Genomic DNA, 16575 nt, shown 5'->3' with positions numbered 1-16575 from the left:
CGGCAACGTCTAGAGTCGCCTTACGCTTGCACGTCAGGCAGTCGACCGAAAGGCCCTACAGTACTAATTAGGGTGTACTAATACACGCATTACTTGTGCGACCTACCTCGTTGTGCAGCCGATGTCGGCCCGTTATCGACATGATGCCGAACGGGCTTGGTTGGCGTGGCGCGCCGGCAATAGGCAGGCGAGCCTCTCACGGCCTTTGCAGGCCTGCAGCTTCTGGCCGAGCGTGTCTTCGACGAAGGGATATTTGTTCGACGTTAGCGGTCCCCGTGAGTGGATCGCCGCACCGAGTGTAGAATATATTCCTGCACGCCCTGCTGCCAAGAGTACGCGATCACGTCGTTTGGACATAGCAATTTCCCCAACGAGAGGCGCCGGCCACCTTAGACCGCTGCGGTGATGGTGAAACATCCGCGGCGGACCATCGGCACTTCCGCCCCGAGTTGGACGACTGAAACGAAACGGGCCCGCCCGGCGTGGGTCAACCGGGCAGGCCCGTCTCGGAGCCAAAGGGGATCGAGACTCCTAGCGGCCGGAGATATCACGAACCGTACCGCGCGGCCCCAACAGGGTGGCCGGTCGATTGTTCCATTAGCGATCGCTTTAGAACTAACTCCCCTGTTCGGAGTTAAATGCGCATGGCTAAGGGCAGCATCAACATCGGCGATGAGGTCGCCATCACGGCGAAGGTGCGCAGGCGGGTCACAGAGGACCGGGTGAGCGTATCGATCCCATCCTATGCACAGCCGCACTCGATTGTTGATCGAACGTCGAAGGTGACACACGGCCAGGAGATCGAGCTTCGAGGGGACGTGACGCGTGTTGATGACGGCAAGGTCACGATCAACCTCGGGATTCCGGTCACCGTGAACGCCGATACAGTCAGGCTGGTGATCGCCTACAAGCCACCGACAAGAAAGAAGCCGCTGGTAGACAAGCCAGCCTAGGTTCCCTTCCAACGGCTTGCATGCGTTTCGACCTTGCGCATAGATTCGGGTCCAAACACGTTGAAGGGGCGAACGATGGCAGGCGCGAAGCTCGGCATAGGCGGCTTTCGGCACCGCAGGATCGGATTGCCTCGTGATTGGTCTGACTGCCGTCGATGACGATAAGGTCTGGCTTTGCTGTGCGTGGATGGGGTCGACACCCCGTCACCGCAGATTGCAGGCTGGCCTTGGCTGCCGCAGGCGCCGCCGCCAGCCTGGAAATGAATGCCTCCTTGCAACGCCGTGCCATCCTGGCAGCCTCGTTTCTATCCGTTGGTGTGCTTCCTCGACGCGTGGCGACGGCAGTTCTATCGTCAAAGCTTGTCGCGTCGTCCAGGCCAGCTTTGCATTTACGGATGTCAAGGTTCGTCCGTTACGCAATGAGATAGGAGAGTACCAAAGTGTGGGGTCAATGGACCATGGTGGTCTCCGAAGAGGAGTGCTTTTGCTGACGGCCAAGCCTAGCCGAATTGCACCTCTATCGCCCACACTTTTCGACCTCGGTCTTAGCGACAAATCAGAAACTCTCATTTCGCTGAAGCAATTGCCCTGCGGCCGGCCGGACAAATGAGAGTCTAATCCGGCCAGCGCAGGGCGCCGGCGGAATCCTTGCGCGCCGCCTTTATCGCATCCGCTGGCCGCTCCTTCGCCGCCAGCACCGCCCTCAGCCGGTCGGCCACGATCTCGGCCTCGCCGGGATGGAGGTTGCATGGGTCGAGGAAGAAGTGGCCGCGCTCGACCTCGTGGTTGCGCACGATGATCGGCGGCGAGCTGGCGGCAAGCGCGGAAGCCAGGCCAGCTGCGGTGAAGCGGCTTTCGGGCCGCACGAAGACCTGCAGGCGGTCGAGCGGGTTGGCGGTCGGGTCCGGAATGATCTGCGCACCGATGCCGGGAATGTCCTGCAGCGCCTCCTTCCACAGGCTGAGCGCCGCCTCTTCGCGTCGGCGGATGCCGGCATGGTCGCGCTTTTCCCAGGCTTCGAGCGCCGCCATGGTGCCAGCGATGCTTTCCTTGCCGACCTTCATGGCACGCGCGACGCCGCGGTTCTGCAGATAGGCGGCCCGGACAAGGTCCTTGCGGCCGGTGACGATGCCGCTGGTCGGCCCGCTGAGGAATTTGTGGCCGCTGTAGACGACGATATCGGCGCCGCGCGCGAGGAAGCTTCGCAGATCGTATTCGGACGCCGCGTCGACGATCACCGGAACTTTTTTGGCATGACAAATCTTGCAGAATTCCTCCAGCGAAAGCATGCCGTATTGAACCGTGTGGTGCGCGACGACGTAGAGCGCTGCCGCCGTGCGCTCGTTGATCGCCTCGCGCACATGATAATCCTGCGTGACGCTCACCGTGCCCGCGGGCACGACCTTGGCGCCGGCGACCCGGGCCGACTGATCGATCGGCGCGCCGTAGTTGACGATATGGCCGAGCTGGATGACGACCTCCGACTTCAGCCCTTCGGTGTTGTCCGGCAGCCGTTCGATTGCCAAAAGGTTGGTGCCGGTCATGGTGCCGGCGACGGCCATGGTGATGCCGGAGGCGCAACATGCGGTAATGAAGCCGGCTTCGCCGCCGGTCAGGCGCGCGACGACCGTGCTCGCGGCGCGCTGCAGGTCATCCATCTCCACCCATTGTGAGGCGATCTCCGCCATGGCGCTGATCGCCTCGGGGATGATGATCGAGGCTCCGAGCGTCGTCATCGTGCCGGAGACGTTTATGATGGGCCTAAGCCCCAGCCGCTCGCGGATCGTGGTGTTGGAGCCGGTTTCGGAAAAGGTTTTCATGACAGCAGATCCTAATGTCAGGAAGCGATCTCGACGACCGCTTCGATTTCGACAGTGATGTTTCCAGGCAGCGAGCCGACGCCGATCGCCGAGCGCGCATGGCCGCCGATCCGGTCGAAGACATCGGCGAACAGGTCGGAGCAGCCATTGACCACTTTCGGGTGGTCGCTGAAGGTCGGCGTCGCGTTGACGAAGCCGAGCAGCTTCACCACGCGCACGATGCGGCCGAGGTCGCCCGCCGCCTCATGCATGACAGCGAGCAAATTGAGGCCGGTGAGGCGGGCATGCTCATAGGCCTGCTCGACGGTGACGTCCTCGCCGACCTTGCCGGTGCAAAGCGTGCCGTCGGCGCGCAGCGGCCCCTGGCCGGACAGGAAGATCAGCCGGCCGCTCTCGGCATGAGTGACGAAGTTGGCGATGGGCGTCGGCGGTTCGGGCAGCGTCAGGCCGAGTTCGGCGAGCCGGATGTAAGGCGTCATGGAAGAAGGCTCCCTAGGATGGCTTAGCCATCCGCTGTCGACAATGGGTGGCTCTCGCCACCAATGTCAGAAATGCGAGGCGCGAAAACGCGCCAGGAAAGAGCGGAGGCGCTCGTTGGTGGTCTCGGCGGCAAGCACATCCCTCGGCGGACCGACGGCGCTGACGCCGCCATCGGCCATGAAGACGATGCGGCTGGAGGCATCGCGCGCGAAGGCCATTTCGTGCGTCACCATGACCATGGTCATGCCGTCCTCGGCGAGGCTTTTCACCACGGCCAACACCTCGCCGACGAGCTCCGGATCGAGCGCCGAGGTGATCTCGTCGAGCAGCAGGATTTTAGGTTCCATGGCGACCGCACGCGCAATGCCGACGCGCTGCTGCTGGCCGCCGGAAAGCTCGGCCGGCAGGCTGTCGGCCTTGTGGGCGAGGCCGACGCGGCCCAGCCAATGCTCGGCGATCGCGCGCGCTTCCGATTTGCTCTTGCCGCGCACTTTGGTGAGACCGAGCATGATGTTGCCGGCGGCCGTCAGATGCGGGAAGAGGTTGAAGCTCTGGAACACCATGCCGGTCTCGGCGCGCATGCTGGCCAAGTCGCGCTCGCTGCGCCGCTGGCGCTGGCCGCCGTCGCGAAAACCGACCTCCTTGCCGTCGATGCGGATCGAGCCGCTGTCATAGCTTTCGAGGAAGTTGACGCAGCGCAGCAGCGTGGTCTTGCCGCTGCCGGACGGGCCGATGACGGTGACCACCTCGCCCTTCGCCACTTGCAGGCTCACCGAGCGCAGCACCTCGACGGAGCCGAAGGATTTCGAGACCTCGGCAATATCGAGAAGTGCGGCGCTGTCGCTGGAACTGGTGGCCATCGTGCTATTCCCGAATGAAGGCGAAGCTCCGCTCGAGCCGGCGGCTGGCGAGCGAGAGCGCATAGTTGACGGCGAAATAGAGAAGAGCGCCGAGGATGTAGAGTGGCATCGCCTCGTAGGTGCGGCCGATGACCTGGTTGATGGCCTGCATCAGGTCGGTGATGCCGAGCAGCGAGACCAGCGCGCTGCCCTTCACCGCGTCGGTGACGCCGTTGATCCAGGGCGGCAGGAAGCGGCGGAAGGCTTGGGGGAAGATGACGTAGGCGAGCCGTTGGCGGAAGGTCAGGCCGATCGCCATCGCCGCTTCCGACTGGCCCTTGGGAATAGAGGCGACCGCGCCGCGCAGATATTCCACGACCTGGGCTGTCTTGAACAGGGTGAGCGCCAGCACCGCGGCCCAGAAGGATTGCAGGTGAACGCCGACCGCCGGCAGGCCATAATAGACGAAGAAGATCAGCACCAGGATCGGGATGCCGCGAATGGTGTCGCTAAAGATGCGCACCGCCCAGCGCAGCGGCGCGGGGCCGTAGACGAGGCCGACGCCGAGAATGACGCCGGCAATCAGCGACAGCACCACGACCAGCAAAGACACCCAGAGCGTCAGCGCGAAGCCTTGGGCAAGGAACGGCAGGGCATAGGCGATCTGGCCAAGCATCAGTGCGCCGTCCTGTACCAGCGCTCAATCAAGCGAAGCGCGAAAAGCAGGACGTAGCCCGTCACCAGATACATCGCCGTCACCACCAGATAGACCTCGACGATGCGGAAGGTGTTGAAATTGATCCATTGTGCGCCATAGGTCAGTTCGGGCACCGAGATGACGGACGCGACGGACGTGTCCTTGAACAGCGATATGAAGGTGTTGGAGAGCGCCGGCAGCGTGATGCGCATCATCGTCGGCAGGCGCACATGGATGAGCCGCTGCCAGGGTGTAAGCCCGATCGCCTTGCCGGCGTCAATCTGGCCGCGCGGCACGGCCTCCAGGCCGGAGCGGAACACCTCGACAAGGTAGGCGCCGCTATAAAGCGCAAGTGTGGCGACGAAAGAGGTCTGCGCGCTGTAGGCGATGTCGACGACGGTCGGCAGACCGTAGAAGACCAGATAGACCAACAGGATCAGCGGCACGTTGCGGATGAATTCGACGTAGGCCGCGATGACGCCACGCACGACGCGCCCGGCCGAGACATACCAGACCGCCAGTACCAGCCCGATAACGATGCCGATGGCGATCGAGATCACGGCAAGCTCGAGGCTGAGCAGCAGGCCGCCCGAAAGCTTGTCGAAATGCCGCCAGATCAGATTGAAATTGAGCGTGTAGCCCATGTGTCCGTCTCAATGGCCTGCGGTGACGGATCAAGCATCCGCCACTCGCCAGGCCCGTGTCGAGGATAACGGCGTAAGGACAGCACCTCCCGCCGGCTTTGCCAGATAGGCTTCGTCAGATGACCGGGAAGCCCGGATGGCGTGGCGGCGGCTCCTGGCCAAAGTATTCCTTGAAGGCGGCGTCGTAGAGCGCCGTCTCATGGCCGAACATGGCGATGGTGAAGGTCTGGTCGACGAAGGTCAGCCAGTCGAGATCGCCTTGTCTGAGCGCCGCGCCGTAGAGCATCGAATACCAGCTTTTGCCGGCGTCGAAATATTTGTCCGGGTTGCGCGAGGCGAGCCAGCGCACGGTGGACAGGTCGACCGCGGCAGCATCGACGCGCTTGGATTCCAACGCCTGCAAGACGTTCGCCTGGGTGTCGATCTGCATCACCTGCGCCTGCGGCAAGGCACAATGCACCGAGCTTTCGGCATCGACATTCTGCAGGATCGAGATGCGGGTGGCGGAGCCCCCTGCAAGCAGCTTGTCGAATGTCTTGTTCTCGGAGCCGGGCAGCGTCAGCAGCGCGACGCCTTCGATGTAGTAGGGCCGCGAGAAATGGATCAGCTGCGAGCGCTGCGCGGTCATGGTCATGAACTGGATGGTGATGTCGACCTTGTTAGTGGTCACGTTCGGAATGCGCTGCGCCGGATCCTGCATGACGAACTCGACCTTGGTCGGATCATCGAAGAGGCCCTTGGCGAGGATGCGGCCCATGGTGATGTCCATGCCGACCAGCTCGCCCGCATCGTTCTCGAAATGCCACGGCGCATTGGTGCTGCCGGTGCCGACGATCAGCTTGCCGCGATCGAGCGCGGTGCGCAGCACGCTGTCGGACGCGGCTTGCGCGGCGGCCTTCTCGGCGCTGATAGCGGTCAGCACGCCGGCGGTCGCTAGTCCTGCCATTCCCAATTTCAGAAAATCACGTCTTCCGGATGTGTCGTTCACGGCGACCTCCTTTTGCGTTGTGTTCCCCTTGTGAATACATGCGGCAATAAAACGATTGTCTCTTACAAAAGACACATGTATCCTGTACAAGACAGATACTAACACTGAGAATCGACAATGCAAGATGGCAAAGCGCTGAGCGAGTGGACGACAGACCACGCGGAGGCGGAGAAACCCGCGAGCTCGCGCGAGAAGGGCCTCAACCGGGTGCTGCACATCCTGGAGTTCCTGCACGCCACGCAACGCGCGATCGGCATCGGCGAGCTGGCCAAGGGGCTCAACGCCCCGCGCTCGACGACGTACACGCTGGTGCGCGAACTGGTCGACGCCGGCCTGCTGGAGATGGCCGGCGACGGTAATCGCGTCTATTTCGGCAAGAAACTCTACCTCTACGGAATGGCTTACATGCGCGGCAACGACCTGCTCAGGCGCGGGCGGCAGGAGGTCGACATGCTGTCGCGGGAGACAGGCGAGACATCGGAGCTGTGCACGCTGCAGAGCGGCCGCTACACGATCGTGCATTCGAGCCCCGGCACGAGGCCGTTCCGCATCAGCTCGGCCACCGGCCTGCAGATACCGCTGCCCTGGACCGCATCCGGCCGGCTGCTGCTCGCCGGCCTCGAACGCAGCCGGATCGAGGCTATGATCGCCGAGGACGACCTTGTGCTGCCGGACGGCCGCAAGATCGAGCTCGAGGACTTCATTGAAGACATCGCTAAAGCGCGTGTCAGCGGCTATTGCATGACCTCAGGCCTTGTCGACGCCTATACCAAATGCTTAGCGGCGCCGGTTTTCTCGGCGCCCGGCAAAGTCGAGGCGACGATGTGCCTGGTAGTCCCGATCGACACGTCGGAAGAGCGGACGGGCGAGCTGGTCGCACTGCTGCGCGAGCGCGCAGCCCGGTTTTCGATCTCGTGATAGCAGCGTTTAGGGGCTTCCGTTCAGGCGGTGATGTCGGGGATGATCCGGTCTTCCAGCGCCATCAGCCGGTAACGCAGGATCCGCCGTGCACCAAGTGCCTCGGAATTTTCCGATACCGCAGCGTAGCCGCAGATGGCAAGCAGCGCCGTCTCGTCCCTCCGGGCTGACTCTGGCGGAGTCGCTGCTGCCATCGCCTACTTCATGCACGGCTTCGATGAAGGGGCGTACGCTATCTCGTGCGCCCTAATCAGCGTTCGCATTTATGGGATGGTTCCGGGGTAGTGGCCCGCCGGGTCAGTGCCGAGTGCAGTTGCCATAACCGTTCGAGGCGCTTTCCTGTCAGGATGGAAGATCCGATGTCAGCCGACAGCCCACCGCCGGCTGGGCGATGCGTAGCGCCAGTATGTCGGAGAGGAGGCCACGCCCTACAAAGCCGCGATGGACGCTTGGGTCGGGGCACGCTTGTCGCAGCCGGGCGCTTCCATGAGCCATGAAGCCTGTACATCCGTCGTGCGACGGAGCCCGCCGCCGACAAGCCTGCGCTCGGCCGCCATCCTACGGCCGACGCTGGCGATGTCGGCTGCCGCCGAGCCGCAAACGACAGCCCTCCAGACAGCCGTGCCGACCAGAGATCGCGAGTTACCGCAAGCCAGGTCGACGAGATTCTGACATTGAGAATGCATCGGCTCAACTGCCTGCGGACAAGAGGTCACCAAAGAGACCGCTTCCCTCTCCAAGACCGGGTTTCCGTCGAGCGTCTCGCCGCCGTCTCAGACTATGCCCCTTCCCGCCCCCCTTTCAGCTGCCGGCCGAGCCGCCGCACACTGCATTAAACCGAAGCAATCGCTCAGAAATCGCGATTCTTGCAATGTGCAGCAAACATGCACGCATTGTGAAATAATTGTCTAGCCTACTGAAAAACAACCGCCACCCCAAAGCGCAATGTGCGCCTTTTCTTAATCGGTTGTGCTTCCGATGACCTTGTGAACTCGTCGTTACCCTTCAATGTTGCGATAATACACGAATCTATGCTCCGCGCGACGATCCCGCGTTCTGGCGTCGATTTCCAATGCACCGTGCAGTCTTCCGCGCACTGCGACGGGTGACTTGGCCGCATGCATCGAAGAGTCCGACTGCCTGGGCCGCGACGTCAGTCCGAAGTAGGCGGCGACGTCGCGCGACCGGCGGAAGCGCGTCGGATCGTCGATCGCCGTCATGAACGAGAGCGCTGTCACCGGACCAACGCCGGGGATGCCATGAAGCGTCGACATGGCTCGCTGCGCGCCACCATTTTGACGAGGAGATCTTGCGGTCGGCCCACAGCGCCGAGCGCGCCGGACACCATCGCGTCCATCAGCTCGGCCGATAGCGGATCGTCCGCCACAGCCTGTCGCAACACCCGCTCAAAGGCCGCGCGTCCGACCTTGCCCAGTCGGACGGATGCCGAACGACTTCAGCGAGCGACGGATGGCGTTCTCCGGATCGAGGAACTTGGTCTTCAGATTGCGCCGGTGCGTCAGCAGAAGCCGGTTTGGAAGGGTCACGTCGCGATTGTGGGTGACCGAGATCATTCCTGACCGGCACCTTCAATGTGGAGAGCCAACCTGTGGAACCATCGGGAAGAAGCTCGGGCTGCTCGATGGTCGCGTGTTTCCCATTTCTGAGGACGGCGAGTTCATCGTCACAAAGGCGAAGGTTGCCACATGGCCACCAGAAATTCTCCTTGGCGCAAGCGATGGACCGATATCGTTGCGGATCGCAACTTCCGAAGGGTTACGTCGGGCAAATTATTGACAGACTGGTTAGCGTGCCGGATCGCTCTTTGCGCAAATTGTCTCTAATATATGGGACAACTAAGCAGAGGCGCGAGACCGATGGAGCAGCCCACCAAATTAGAAAGCTTGCGCTTCGTGCAGGCGATGTTGCGAGAGATGAGGCAATTGACCCAAGCAGATGGAGAGTACTTTCTCACCTATCTAATTGATGTGGCGTACCTTGAAGTGAGCGACCGCGTTCGGGTCAGTTGGGCGGATGGTTTAGGGTCGCCACTTCAGATCACGCGCCTCACGTAGCAGAGCCAGCCGGTGCGCCGTGCATCACGGCAGCGGTTCACCCCCTACCTGCAGCACTCCTACAGCGCGGTTGCTCCTCGTAGTTTGCGTGGTGCCGTTCGCGTTGAACTTGTAGCAACAAGCCGCCCTCCGTTTCGCGTCTTTGTTATGCTGGCAAAATATTGGGCAATAAAGTCTGAGCGGAGGATCGGGCAACCTGCCTGCGCAAACACCCCTTGCCCCCCGCAACGTTAATCGTTTGGGGACCCTTCCTCCCTTAGCACGGCGAAGCGACATCCAGCTATCGTGTCGCGGGTCTTCTCGAGCTCGTGAGCGTCTTGTTTTTGATCTCGGCTGGCTCCGGCCTAGTGCAGCAATACCCGGTTTCGGCCCGTTTGCTTGGCCAGGTAAAGTGCAGCATCGGCTTGAAGCTGCTCGAGTTCGGCGTTCGGCCAGCCGGCGGGAGCGCAGAGCTTCGCCTAGTTGGAGGTGGTCGCCAGCGAGCTATGGAACCAGCTTCCGCCTTCCGGATGAGAGCAAAGGCTCGGAAAATCTAAAATCATCTGCTGTACGAACGCATGGACCCAGGCGGCGCTCGGTTCACTGGCGCGCCAGAGGATTCAGGCATTGGTTCCCGGCCGATCAAAAAATTGCCAAAAAAGTTAACAAGCACCGGCAGCAAGCGGCTACTCGTCCATCTCCAGCGGCTCATGCTTAGGCTGGCGATGCCATACAAGCTGCCGAATATCTTTCATATCGACCGCCTGATGGCATATCGGGCAGATATAGCTGGTTACGCAATAGCGCGGTTTGGGCCTGTCCTGTTTGCCGGAAATCGACGTTCCAAGATCGGACAATTTTGTCATCAAGTTGAAACATTCAACTCAGCTAAAATGTTCCGAGAACCGAGCAGGAACCTGCACGGGTGCGGGACCTGGATTGAGCGCACCGCAACAACGAATCTGTTATCCAAGCGCCAGCTAATATGATATCTTTCATGACAGCCCGCGCGGTGACGATCTGCAAGTCCGCTCTAGTCCCCAGATCGCGCGGCGAGTGGGACCAGTCATCTTACGCCGGTGGCTGGTCCCTTCCTTTTGGCGAAGATGCCGTTATCGTTCGCCATATGCACTGGTTCTCCCCTCCCCTTCCCGTCGCCGTCAAGACCGATAAGCCCGCCAGACGTGCAACTTTTCAAATGTCGAGGGCGCGGCTGCCGAACTGCTGAAATGAGCAAGCGCGGTCCGCATTGGGAATGGGCAGTGCGCGTCTGCATGGCGTGTCTCGAAGATCAAGCGACCCTCTGGGAGGTCCAATGGCTGTTCCGCCTCGCGGCCGAGGAGGAAGGCCCATTGCGGGAGGGAGACTGAGATGAAGAGCCAAGACATTGTCATCGGCTTCTTCGTCTGGCCGATCTGGTACGCATGGAAGAGAGTGCAGGAAAGCAATCGCAACGTATCCGAAGGCGCTGGCGCTAGTCAAAACGATCCACTGCACGGACGAGGATGGTGACTCCGAAGCGATCGTTGGAAGCGTGAATATAGGACCTTGCTAGACTGGTATATTACCAGGATCCCGAGCGCGGCGTCAGGGAATACGCGCCGATGTGACGGGAGATTAACGCGAAATCATATAGCGACTGAGCCTCTTCCATTTGCCCGAGACGCCGCTATCGTAATCACTGCCCGTCGCCACCTGTGCCCTCCGTGGAGGTGGCGGGCTAGAGGGCTGGTGTTGGGTACATCAGCCCTCGTTTCTGTTGGCCGATCCAACAGTTGACGCCATAGGACGATGTTGCCGTCTGTGGCCTTCCAATGTTCGCCTATGAACAACTTCCGTGCGCCCTGGCAAATAGAACATCCAAATCTTCGAAAGCCTGCCATCCAACCCATCCCCGATTTAGACTTCAGTGCAAGCTGAATCGCGTATCAAGGCCGGCGCACGTTGTATCAAATCGGGAATTTATCAATGGCGCAGAATTTGCATGTTCACGGGATAGCTAAGGGGGCGGCCGCACCCTCTCCCCGGCTATGTCCCTACGACCATAGGGGCGCCCGCCGCTGCCGCGAATGGGGCGGCGGGCTATTACGTCGTTTCGCTTAGCTCTATGTTCCCTTCACGGTTCTTGGCCTAGTCGGTTTGCGGGATTGAGCCGCGCCTTCGAGAGCGGGGCCCAACCGCTTCTCATCTTCAATGGCGCGATCGACTGCCTCAATTTCCTCTTGGAGCGCCTTCAGCTGGCACCGTAGCTGGAGCCTTCGCTATCCCCGATCTGAAAGCCGCTAGCCCGCATAGCGTCGCGTGTATGGTGCACGTTACGGACCCCTTCGCGTCGAGTTGCGACCAGGATTCCCTGAACTCTCCAAGACGTTCAATGTGTCGTGACCTGCCACTGACCTGCCACGGGTAATTTCCTCCATCTGAGATTAGAGTCCGGCCTCGATTGAAGGACGGACTGATGAAGAGAAAAGCGGTTTACGGAAGAGCAGATCATCGCGGTTCTGCGTGAGCATGAGGCGGGAGCAACGGCGGGCGACCTGGCGCGCAAGCATGGGATCTCCGAGGCGACGCTGTATAACTGGAAGGCGAAATATGGCGGGATGGACGTCTCCGATGCCAGACGGCTGAAAGCCTCGGAAGACGAGAACGCAAAGCTGAAGAAGCTGCTCGCCGACCAGATGCTCGAAGCGTCGGCACTGCGCGAGCTTCTTTCAAAAAATGGTAGGGCCCGCCGCCAAGCGCGAAGCCGTCGCGCATCTGCAGGCCGTCTGGGCGTGTCGGAGCGTCGGGCCTGTTCCTTCGTCGGTGCCGATCGCAAGATGGTCCGCTATCGGTTCCGGCGTCCGCCGGAGACGGAGCTGCGCGCAAGGTTACGCGACCTCGCCAACGAGCGCCGCCGCTTCGCCTATCGATGCCTGTTCATTCTGCTCCAGCGAGAGGGCGAGCCATCAGGGGTCAATCGCATCTACCGGCTCTACCGCGAGGAGGGCCCGACGCTGCGCAAGCGCCGGGCACGGCGACGAGCGGTCGGCACGCGGGCGCCGATTCTGGTTGAGGCGAAGCCGAACGCGCGCTGGTCGCTGGACTTCGTCCATGACCAGTTCGCCTGCGGGCGGCGGTTCCGGGTGCTGAACATCGTCGATGACGGGACGCGCGAATGCCTTGCCGCGATCCCGGACACGTCGATCTCCGGTCGGCGCGTTGCTCGGGAACTGACTGACCTGATCGCCTGGCGCGGCAAGCCGGACATGATCGTTTCTGACCACGGCACCGAGTTCACCTCGAACGCCATCCTCGCCTGGTCGAAGGATCATCGCCACGAATGGCACTACATCGCCCCGGGCAACCCGATGCAAAATGGCTACGTCGAATCCTTCAACGGCCGAATGCGCGACGAGCTGTTGAACGAGAGCCTGTTCTTCGGCCTCGACCACGCCCGCAGTGCCATTGCCGAATGGAGGCTGGACTTCAACACCGCGAGGCCCCATTCCTCGCTCGGCTACCAGACCCCGGCGGCCTTCGCCGGAACCCTCGCCGCAACCGGCTCCGACGCTGCGCTCAATGAAGGCTTCGCGTCTCCGCCGGTTGCTCAAACCGCGCCATACGGCATAACAGAAACGGCCGAGGCTCTAATCGCCACTGGACGAAAGTTCAGTGGCAGGTCAGCCTCGCCCGCGGGTGGACCGATATCGGCCCTGGTCCTCGCTTCGACGACACCCCCTAGCCCCTGCCTCGTTCGTGGCGGAAAGTGGCACTGACCGCAAGTGTTAGTTGGGGAGAAGCTCTCCTCTTTTGCTGCCGGCACGGAAGTACCTTCGGGCCTTCTGTGCGAACGCTGAACGCGCGCGCGCAAATAATTTCGCGGTCATGGAACCATGATCAGGCTCACGCATTTTTAGATCGACGGGTCACCCCCCGTAGTCCCTCAAAACCCCTCGACCCGTCCGACGGAAAGCCGACCTGTAAAAAGGTCGGCTTTCTTTTTGGGGAGTGGACCATCAAGCAGGCACCCGGGCCGGCCTCACGGGCACCGAAAGGGCTAAACCAACGGAGAGGCATCAAGGTTTTCGCAAAGTCGAAAGCGAAAGCCCGCGTTCTGCGGCCAACTCTATGATCACCTGGTAGTGGGTCAGTTTGAAATTCAATCGAGCTTCTGGATGCGCCCTTTGTCGAGGCGGAACACGCCGTTGGCTCCGCCTTGGCGCTCGAAGTCGGTCTGTATTTCATCCCATGTGCTGAGATATCGGCCGCAATCGTCGCACTTAATCGGCGTCGACGGTTCTGCGTTCTTTGGAATCCTGAGGCGGATAGTGCCGCAATAGGGACACTCTAAAAGGTGGTCTAGATACTCGTCGGCCATGGTCACTTTCAGCCCAACCCCAACCGGAACTATATGGCATTATAGCACTACGCGCTTCTTATAGGGACCACGCACGGCCGAATTTTCGGCTTGCTTGGCTTCGATAAGCGCAACGATGTCCGCGATCTCCCAAAGCTTGTCTATTACGCCAGCGGCCATGGCGGGCGTGACGCGAAGCGTCTTATGGATTTCGCACGAAGTTGTAGTACATGAAGTGGAGCGTGACCGCATTGGCGTAGGCTTCGACCTTCTTTGAGAAGCCGTTCGTCAGGCGCATGTGCATCCGCATCGTAAGGTTCTGACGCTCGGCGAATGACGTGTTGACGTGCTGGGGATTGGGATTGCCTTCGATAGTCTCTTTCCGTGCGCCAGTGCATTCGACGGGGCTGTAGCGGCCCTTGGCGCTGTCCGGCGACGTGCCGTAAATCTTGACCAGCATGGCGTAATCACGTCGCCACCGAACGCGCCTTCAACCGCTGCACCGGAAGGCGCTGGCGACACGTGGACTTGGACGGCAATCGATGCCGACACCACGCTTGTAATGTCGTGGCTGGTCGGTGGTCGTGACAGCGATTACGCGATGGCTTTCATCGACGATCTTTCCCGCCGCCTCGCCAATCGCGTCCAGCTTACCAGCGACGGCCACAGGGCCTACCTTGAAGCGGGATCGAGATCGAGAGTATTCGCGGGTGGGTGGGGTAAAGAATCCCCTTTAACTTCCCGATCGTTGCGATCGTGGGTGAAAATGGCTCAGGGAAAAGCACAATCCTCCAGTGCGCCGCATCGACCCACCAACCACCAGCCAATGCGCGGCGTTCAGACGATTCCAAAAACAGCAAAGGATGGTTTGCTTCCGACTTCCTTCCTAAGACCATCTGGGAAGACGTGAGGGCGGGAGAGATCAAGTTTTCGCTTTGCGAGGGCGACCGCTCCCGGATCGGAACGGCCCGCCAGCCGGGTGATCGCTGACGTGGCAATCCAGAGCGTCCAGTTAGAAGCGTGAACTATATCGACCTTCGTCGCCTACAGCCGATTGTTGCACGAACTGGCTGTTCGAAATTGGCCAAGGACGCGACGATGGAAATGTCAGCCGCAGCTTTTGACAAGGTAAAACTGGCGAGACTCACGCCGACGAAAAGCGCATTGTCCCCGTCTTCCAAGACAAAGATCAAACCTACTCTGGCTACCATGCGGGCGCTGGACAGATCGCGGAATTTCTGCGGGTCGAACCGGAGCAACATAGTTTGCTTCTGATCGATGAAATCGAGACCTCACTTCACCCCGCGAGCGCAGCGCCGTCTGATCCGTGACCTCGCCGAGATGTGTCGCGAGCGCGACATGAACCTCAAGGCGGCATTCTGTGGCGCACCGTCTGAAAAATCAACGTTCGGAAACGTTAAGAGACGGTCGGTCCTTAGGCGATGTCCCCTCGGGTGATCCTTCGCTTCAGATCAACAATGTTGAGGAGGTCGACCAGATCGTCGGCATACTCCATGTCGAGGCCTACCGCTGGAGCGCCCCAGTCGTCGGCCGGCTGCCCGGTGAACACGTCGAAGACCGTCCAGGTCCCGTCAGGCTCCTTCCTAAGGTCGTACCGCTGCTGTGCCATAAGGTCTTAATTTAGGTCGCTTGGCAGCGCGCGCCTGCTCCTGCCGTTCAAGCTTTTCCAGCAGCCGAACGTGGATCGGTGGCAGAACTGGATCTACCTTCAGATATTGGCGGTAGTGTAAACGCCTTCGACTGGATTCCGAACGGATCAGCCCTCGGAAGGCTCGCTCTGATAATTGAGCCATAAGGATTTCCCTAACCTCTGGCACCAATCCGCGAGGAACGAAAGGGTTCCCTGAGGGGGATCGCAATGTTAGGGCGCGGCCGTCCTCTGGGAGTATTTTGCCATTTCGCTAGACCCGAGCGCTTGAAGTTTCTCGCCTTGGCTTCGTCTTCGTCGGCAAAAATGCTGATCTCGCGCCCTTCGTTGAGGCCTCGCATGTCGCGAGGTATGGTCGGGAACAAAGTTCAGCTTCGAGAGTTAATGGAGCCGTTTCAGCGGGCGATTAACCCAGATGCTTCTTGCGGTGAACGATGCGATCTCGTCAGCCGTTCTGGCTGGCAGGAGTGGGAATGCCGAAGTTTTCGGAGTGATCGACCTCACCAATAGAATTGAGGTCAGAATCGGCGCCACCAGCTTGGGAATGGCCATTCAGTTCGTCGCCAACGCCTCGGTGCTTGGATACGACGTTCGTAGGGCGATGGTCTTCTATGGTGAGCCGGGCACTCCGAGCTTGAGGGCGAGAGAGTGCGAACGGTTGTGGGCACAATTTGGCGGCGTTCTCCTTCAACGGTAGCCGTGCATTTTTAGCGGGCACGGAAAGCGATATGCTTCCCACAGCAGTGAGTCCCAATCCATCCCTCGACAAGTTTTTGAACTTGTTGGGCGCTAAATCCGCCTCACTCACTGGGCCCGCAACCGAAAAGCCCGTCGCAGCTAGCTGCCCGCCTTCACGAGATCGCAGTATTTGGCTGTCCAATCGAGCCCTCGGCGGGTGAAGATGCGCACGTCATCTTTGTCGCGGACGATTTGAGAGCGGTAGCCGTCGAATTTAACCTCGTGAATCCACCCGTCGCCCTCTGGTGTGGCTTGTCGACCAGTGTCGGCAGTAGCGGAGCAATGACGGATAACCGGACGCCGCCGGCACGCTTACGCATGGAACGTCCCAACAATGGGAATTTGATTCATTATGGCGTGATTGGTTCGGTTCCGTTAGGACCGCTAATGAGCCTTGGAACATTCCTGCTCTGTCCGCCTTTCTTTTGGCGAAGGA

The 16575-nt window shown here is 60.7% G+C and carries 17 protein-coding genes and 4 pseudogenes; 8 read left to right on the top strand and 13 right to left on the bottom strand.

Annotated elements, in window-relative coordinates; translation table 11 throughout:
* Positions 1-644: 644 nt before the first annotated feature.
* A complete protein-coding gene (locus AC0L2L_RS29125; RefSeq protein WP_473583315.1) occupies positions 645-953 on the top strand; it encodes a hypothetical protein in 309 nt (102 codons plus the stop codon).
* 168 nt (positions 954-1121) lie between these two features.
* A pseudogene (locus tag AC0L2L_RS29120) lies at positions 1122-1381 on the top strand (glycosyltransferase family 2 protein); the annotation flags it as partial.
* A gap of 186 nt (positions 1382-1567) precedes the next feature.
* On the opposite strand, the gene AC0L2L_RS29115 reads toward AC0L2L_RS29120, so the two are convergent.
* The 6 genes from AC0L2L_RS29115 to AC0L2L_RS29090 all read right to left on the bottom strand — a co-directional run bounded on the left by AC0L2L_RS29115 (position 1568) and on the right by AC0L2L_RS29090 (position 6379).
* Positions 1568-2773, bottom strand: coding sequence for an aminotransferase class V-fold PLP-dependent enzyme (locus tag AC0L2L_RS29115; protein ID WP_473583314.1), 1206 nt, complete (start codon positions 2771-2773; stop codon positions 1568-1570).
* Between the two features lie 17 nt (positions 2774-2790).
* Positions 2791-3252, bottom strand: a complete 462-nt coding sequence (locus tag AC0L2L_RS29110; RefSeq protein WP_027168643.1) for a RidA family protein — start codon at positions 3250-3252, stop codon at positions 2791-2793.
* A 66-nt stretch (positions 3253-3318) separates the two neighbouring features.
* The gene (locus tag AC0L2L_RS29105; protein WP_027168644.1) at positions 3319-4113 is read right to left on the bottom strand and encodes an amino acid ABC transporter ATP-binding protein; all 795 of its coding nucleotides are present in this window, start codon (positions 4111-4113) and stop codon (positions 3319-3321) included.
* 4 nt (positions 4114-4117) lie between these two features.
* Entirely contained in the window at positions 4118-4768 is a 651-nt protein-coding gene (locus AC0L2L_RS29100; RefSeq protein WP_473583313.1) for an amino acid ABC transporter permease, read from the bottom strand.
* A complete protein-coding gene (locus AC0L2L_RS29095; protein ID WP_473583312.1) occupies positions 4768-5433 on the bottom strand; it encodes an amino acid ABC transporter permease in 666 nt (221 codons plus the stop codon). Before AC0L2L_RS29095 ends, AC0L2L_RS29100 begins: the two co-directional genes overlap by 1 nt.
* Positions 5434-5548: 115 nt before the next feature.
* Positions 5549-6379: a transporter substrate-binding domain-containing protein gene (locus AC0L2L_RS29090; protein WP_473583311.1), complete on the bottom strand. Its 831-nt coding sequence runs from the start codon at positions 6377-6379 to the stop codon at positions 5549-5551.
* A gap of 159 nt (positions 6380-6538) precedes the next feature.
* On the opposite strand from AC0L2L_RS29090, the gene AC0L2L_RS29085 reads away from it, so the two are divergent.
* Positions 6539-7339 carry an IclR family transcriptional regulator gene (locus tag AC0L2L_RS29085; protein ID WP_473583310.1) on the top strand — a complete coding sequence of 267 codons (801 nt, stop codon included), beginning with the start codon at positions 6539-6541 and terminating at the stop codon, positions 7337-7339.
* Between the two features lie 23 nt (positions 7340-7362).
* Here the strand turns inward: AC0L2L_RS29085 and AC0L2L_RS29080 are convergent, their stop codons facing one another.
* The 3 genes from AC0L2L_RS29080 to AC0L2L_RS29070 form a co-directional block, all read right to left on the bottom strand.
* The gene (locus AC0L2L_RS29080; RefSeq protein ID WP_473583309.1) at positions 7363-7533 is read right to left on the bottom strand and encodes a hypothetical protein; all 171 of its coding nucleotides are present in this window, start codon (positions 7531-7533) and stop codon (positions 7363-7365) included.
* An 804-nt stretch (positions 7534-8337) separates the two neighbouring features.
* Positions 8338-8613, bottom strand: a complete 276-nt coding sequence (locus AC0L2L_RS29075) for a transposase (protein ID WP_473583308.1) — start codon at positions 8611-8613, stop codon at positions 8338-8340.
* A gap of 132 nt (positions 8614-8745) precedes the next feature.
* Positions 8746-8913, bottom strand: a complete 168-nt coding sequence (locus AC0L2L_RS29070) for a hypothetical protein (protein ID WP_473583307.1) — start codon at positions 8911-8913, stop codon at positions 8746-8748.
* A 303-nt stretch (positions 8914-9216) separates the two neighbouring features.
* On the opposite strand from AC0L2L_RS29070, the gene AC0L2L_RS29065 reads away from it, so the two are divergent.
* The 3 genes and pseudogenes from AC0L2L_RS29065 to AC0L2L_RS29055 form a co-directional block, all read left to right on the top strand.
* On the top strand, positions 9217-9414 hold the full coding sequence (locus tag AC0L2L_RS29065) for a hypothetical protein (RefSeq protein WP_027168649.1): 198 nt from the start codon (positions 9217-9219) through the stop codon (positions 9412-9414).
* A gap of 1350 nt (positions 9415-10764) precedes the next feature.
* On the top strand, positions 10765-10905 hold the full coding sequence (locus tag AC0L2L_RS29060; RefSeq protein WP_473583306.1) for a hypothetical protein: 141 nt from the start codon (positions 10765-10767) through the stop codon (positions 10903-10905).
* 950 nt (positions 10906-11855) lie between these two features.
* A pseudogene (locus AC0L2L_RS29055) lies at positions 11856-12917 on the top strand (IS3 family transposase); the annotation flags it as partial.
* A 617-nt stretch (positions 12918-13534) separates the two neighbouring features.
* Here AC0L2L_RS29055 and AC0L2L_RS29050 read toward each other — a convergent pair.
* The gene (locus AC0L2L_RS29050; RefSeq protein WP_027168652.1) at positions 13535-13753 is read right to left on the bottom strand and encodes a hypothetical protein; all 219 of its coding nucleotides are present in this window, start codon (positions 13751-13753) and stop codon (positions 13535-13537) included.
* Between the two features lie 39 nt (positions 13754-13792).
* A pseudogene (locus tag AC0L2L_RS29045) lies at positions 13793-14230 on the bottom strand (IS1 family transposase); the annotation flags it as partial.
* On the opposite strand from AC0L2L_RS29045, the pseudogene AC0L2L_RS29040 reads away from it, so the two are divergent.
* Both AC0L2L_RS29040 and AC0L2L_RS29035 read left to right on the top strand, forming a co-directional pair.
* A pseudogene (locus AC0L2L_RS29040) lies at positions 14229-14417 on the top strand (IS1 family transposase); the annotation flags it as partial. The pseudogenes AC0L2L_RS29045 and AC0L2L_RS29040 sit on opposite strands and share 2 nt — an antisense overlap.
* A gap of 41 nt (positions 14418-14458) precedes the next feature.
* Positions 14459-14722 carry an ATP-binding protein gene (locus AC0L2L_RS29035; protein WP_473583348.1) on the top strand — a complete coding sequence of 88 codons (264 nt, stop codon included), beginning with the start codon at positions 14459-14461 and terminating at the stop codon, positions 14720-14722.
* A gap of 445 nt (positions 14723-15167) precedes the next feature.
* Here the strand turns inward: AC0L2L_RS29035 and AC0L2L_RS29030 are convergent, their stop codons facing one another.
* Together AC0L2L_RS29030 and AC0L2L_RS29025 are read right to left on the bottom strand one after the other, a co-directional pair.
* Complete coding sequence (locus AC0L2L_RS29030) at positions 15168-15362, bottom strand: hypothetical protein (RefSeq protein ID WP_027168653.1); 195 nt, start codon at positions 15360-15362, stop codon at positions 15168-15170.
* Between the two features lie 876 nt (positions 15363-16238).
* Positions 16239-16331: a hypothetical protein gene (locus AC0L2L_RS29025; protein WP_473583347.1), complete on the bottom strand. Its 93-nt coding sequence runs from the start codon at positions 16329-16331 to the stop codon at positions 16239-16241.
* Between the last annotated feature and the right edge of the window lie 244 nt (positions 16332-16575).

The organism is Mesorhizobium sp. WSM4832 (assembly GCF_055811115.1).
Note: the sequence above shows the minus strand (reverse complement) of the source record. Positions and strands in the feature narration are given on the sequence as shown.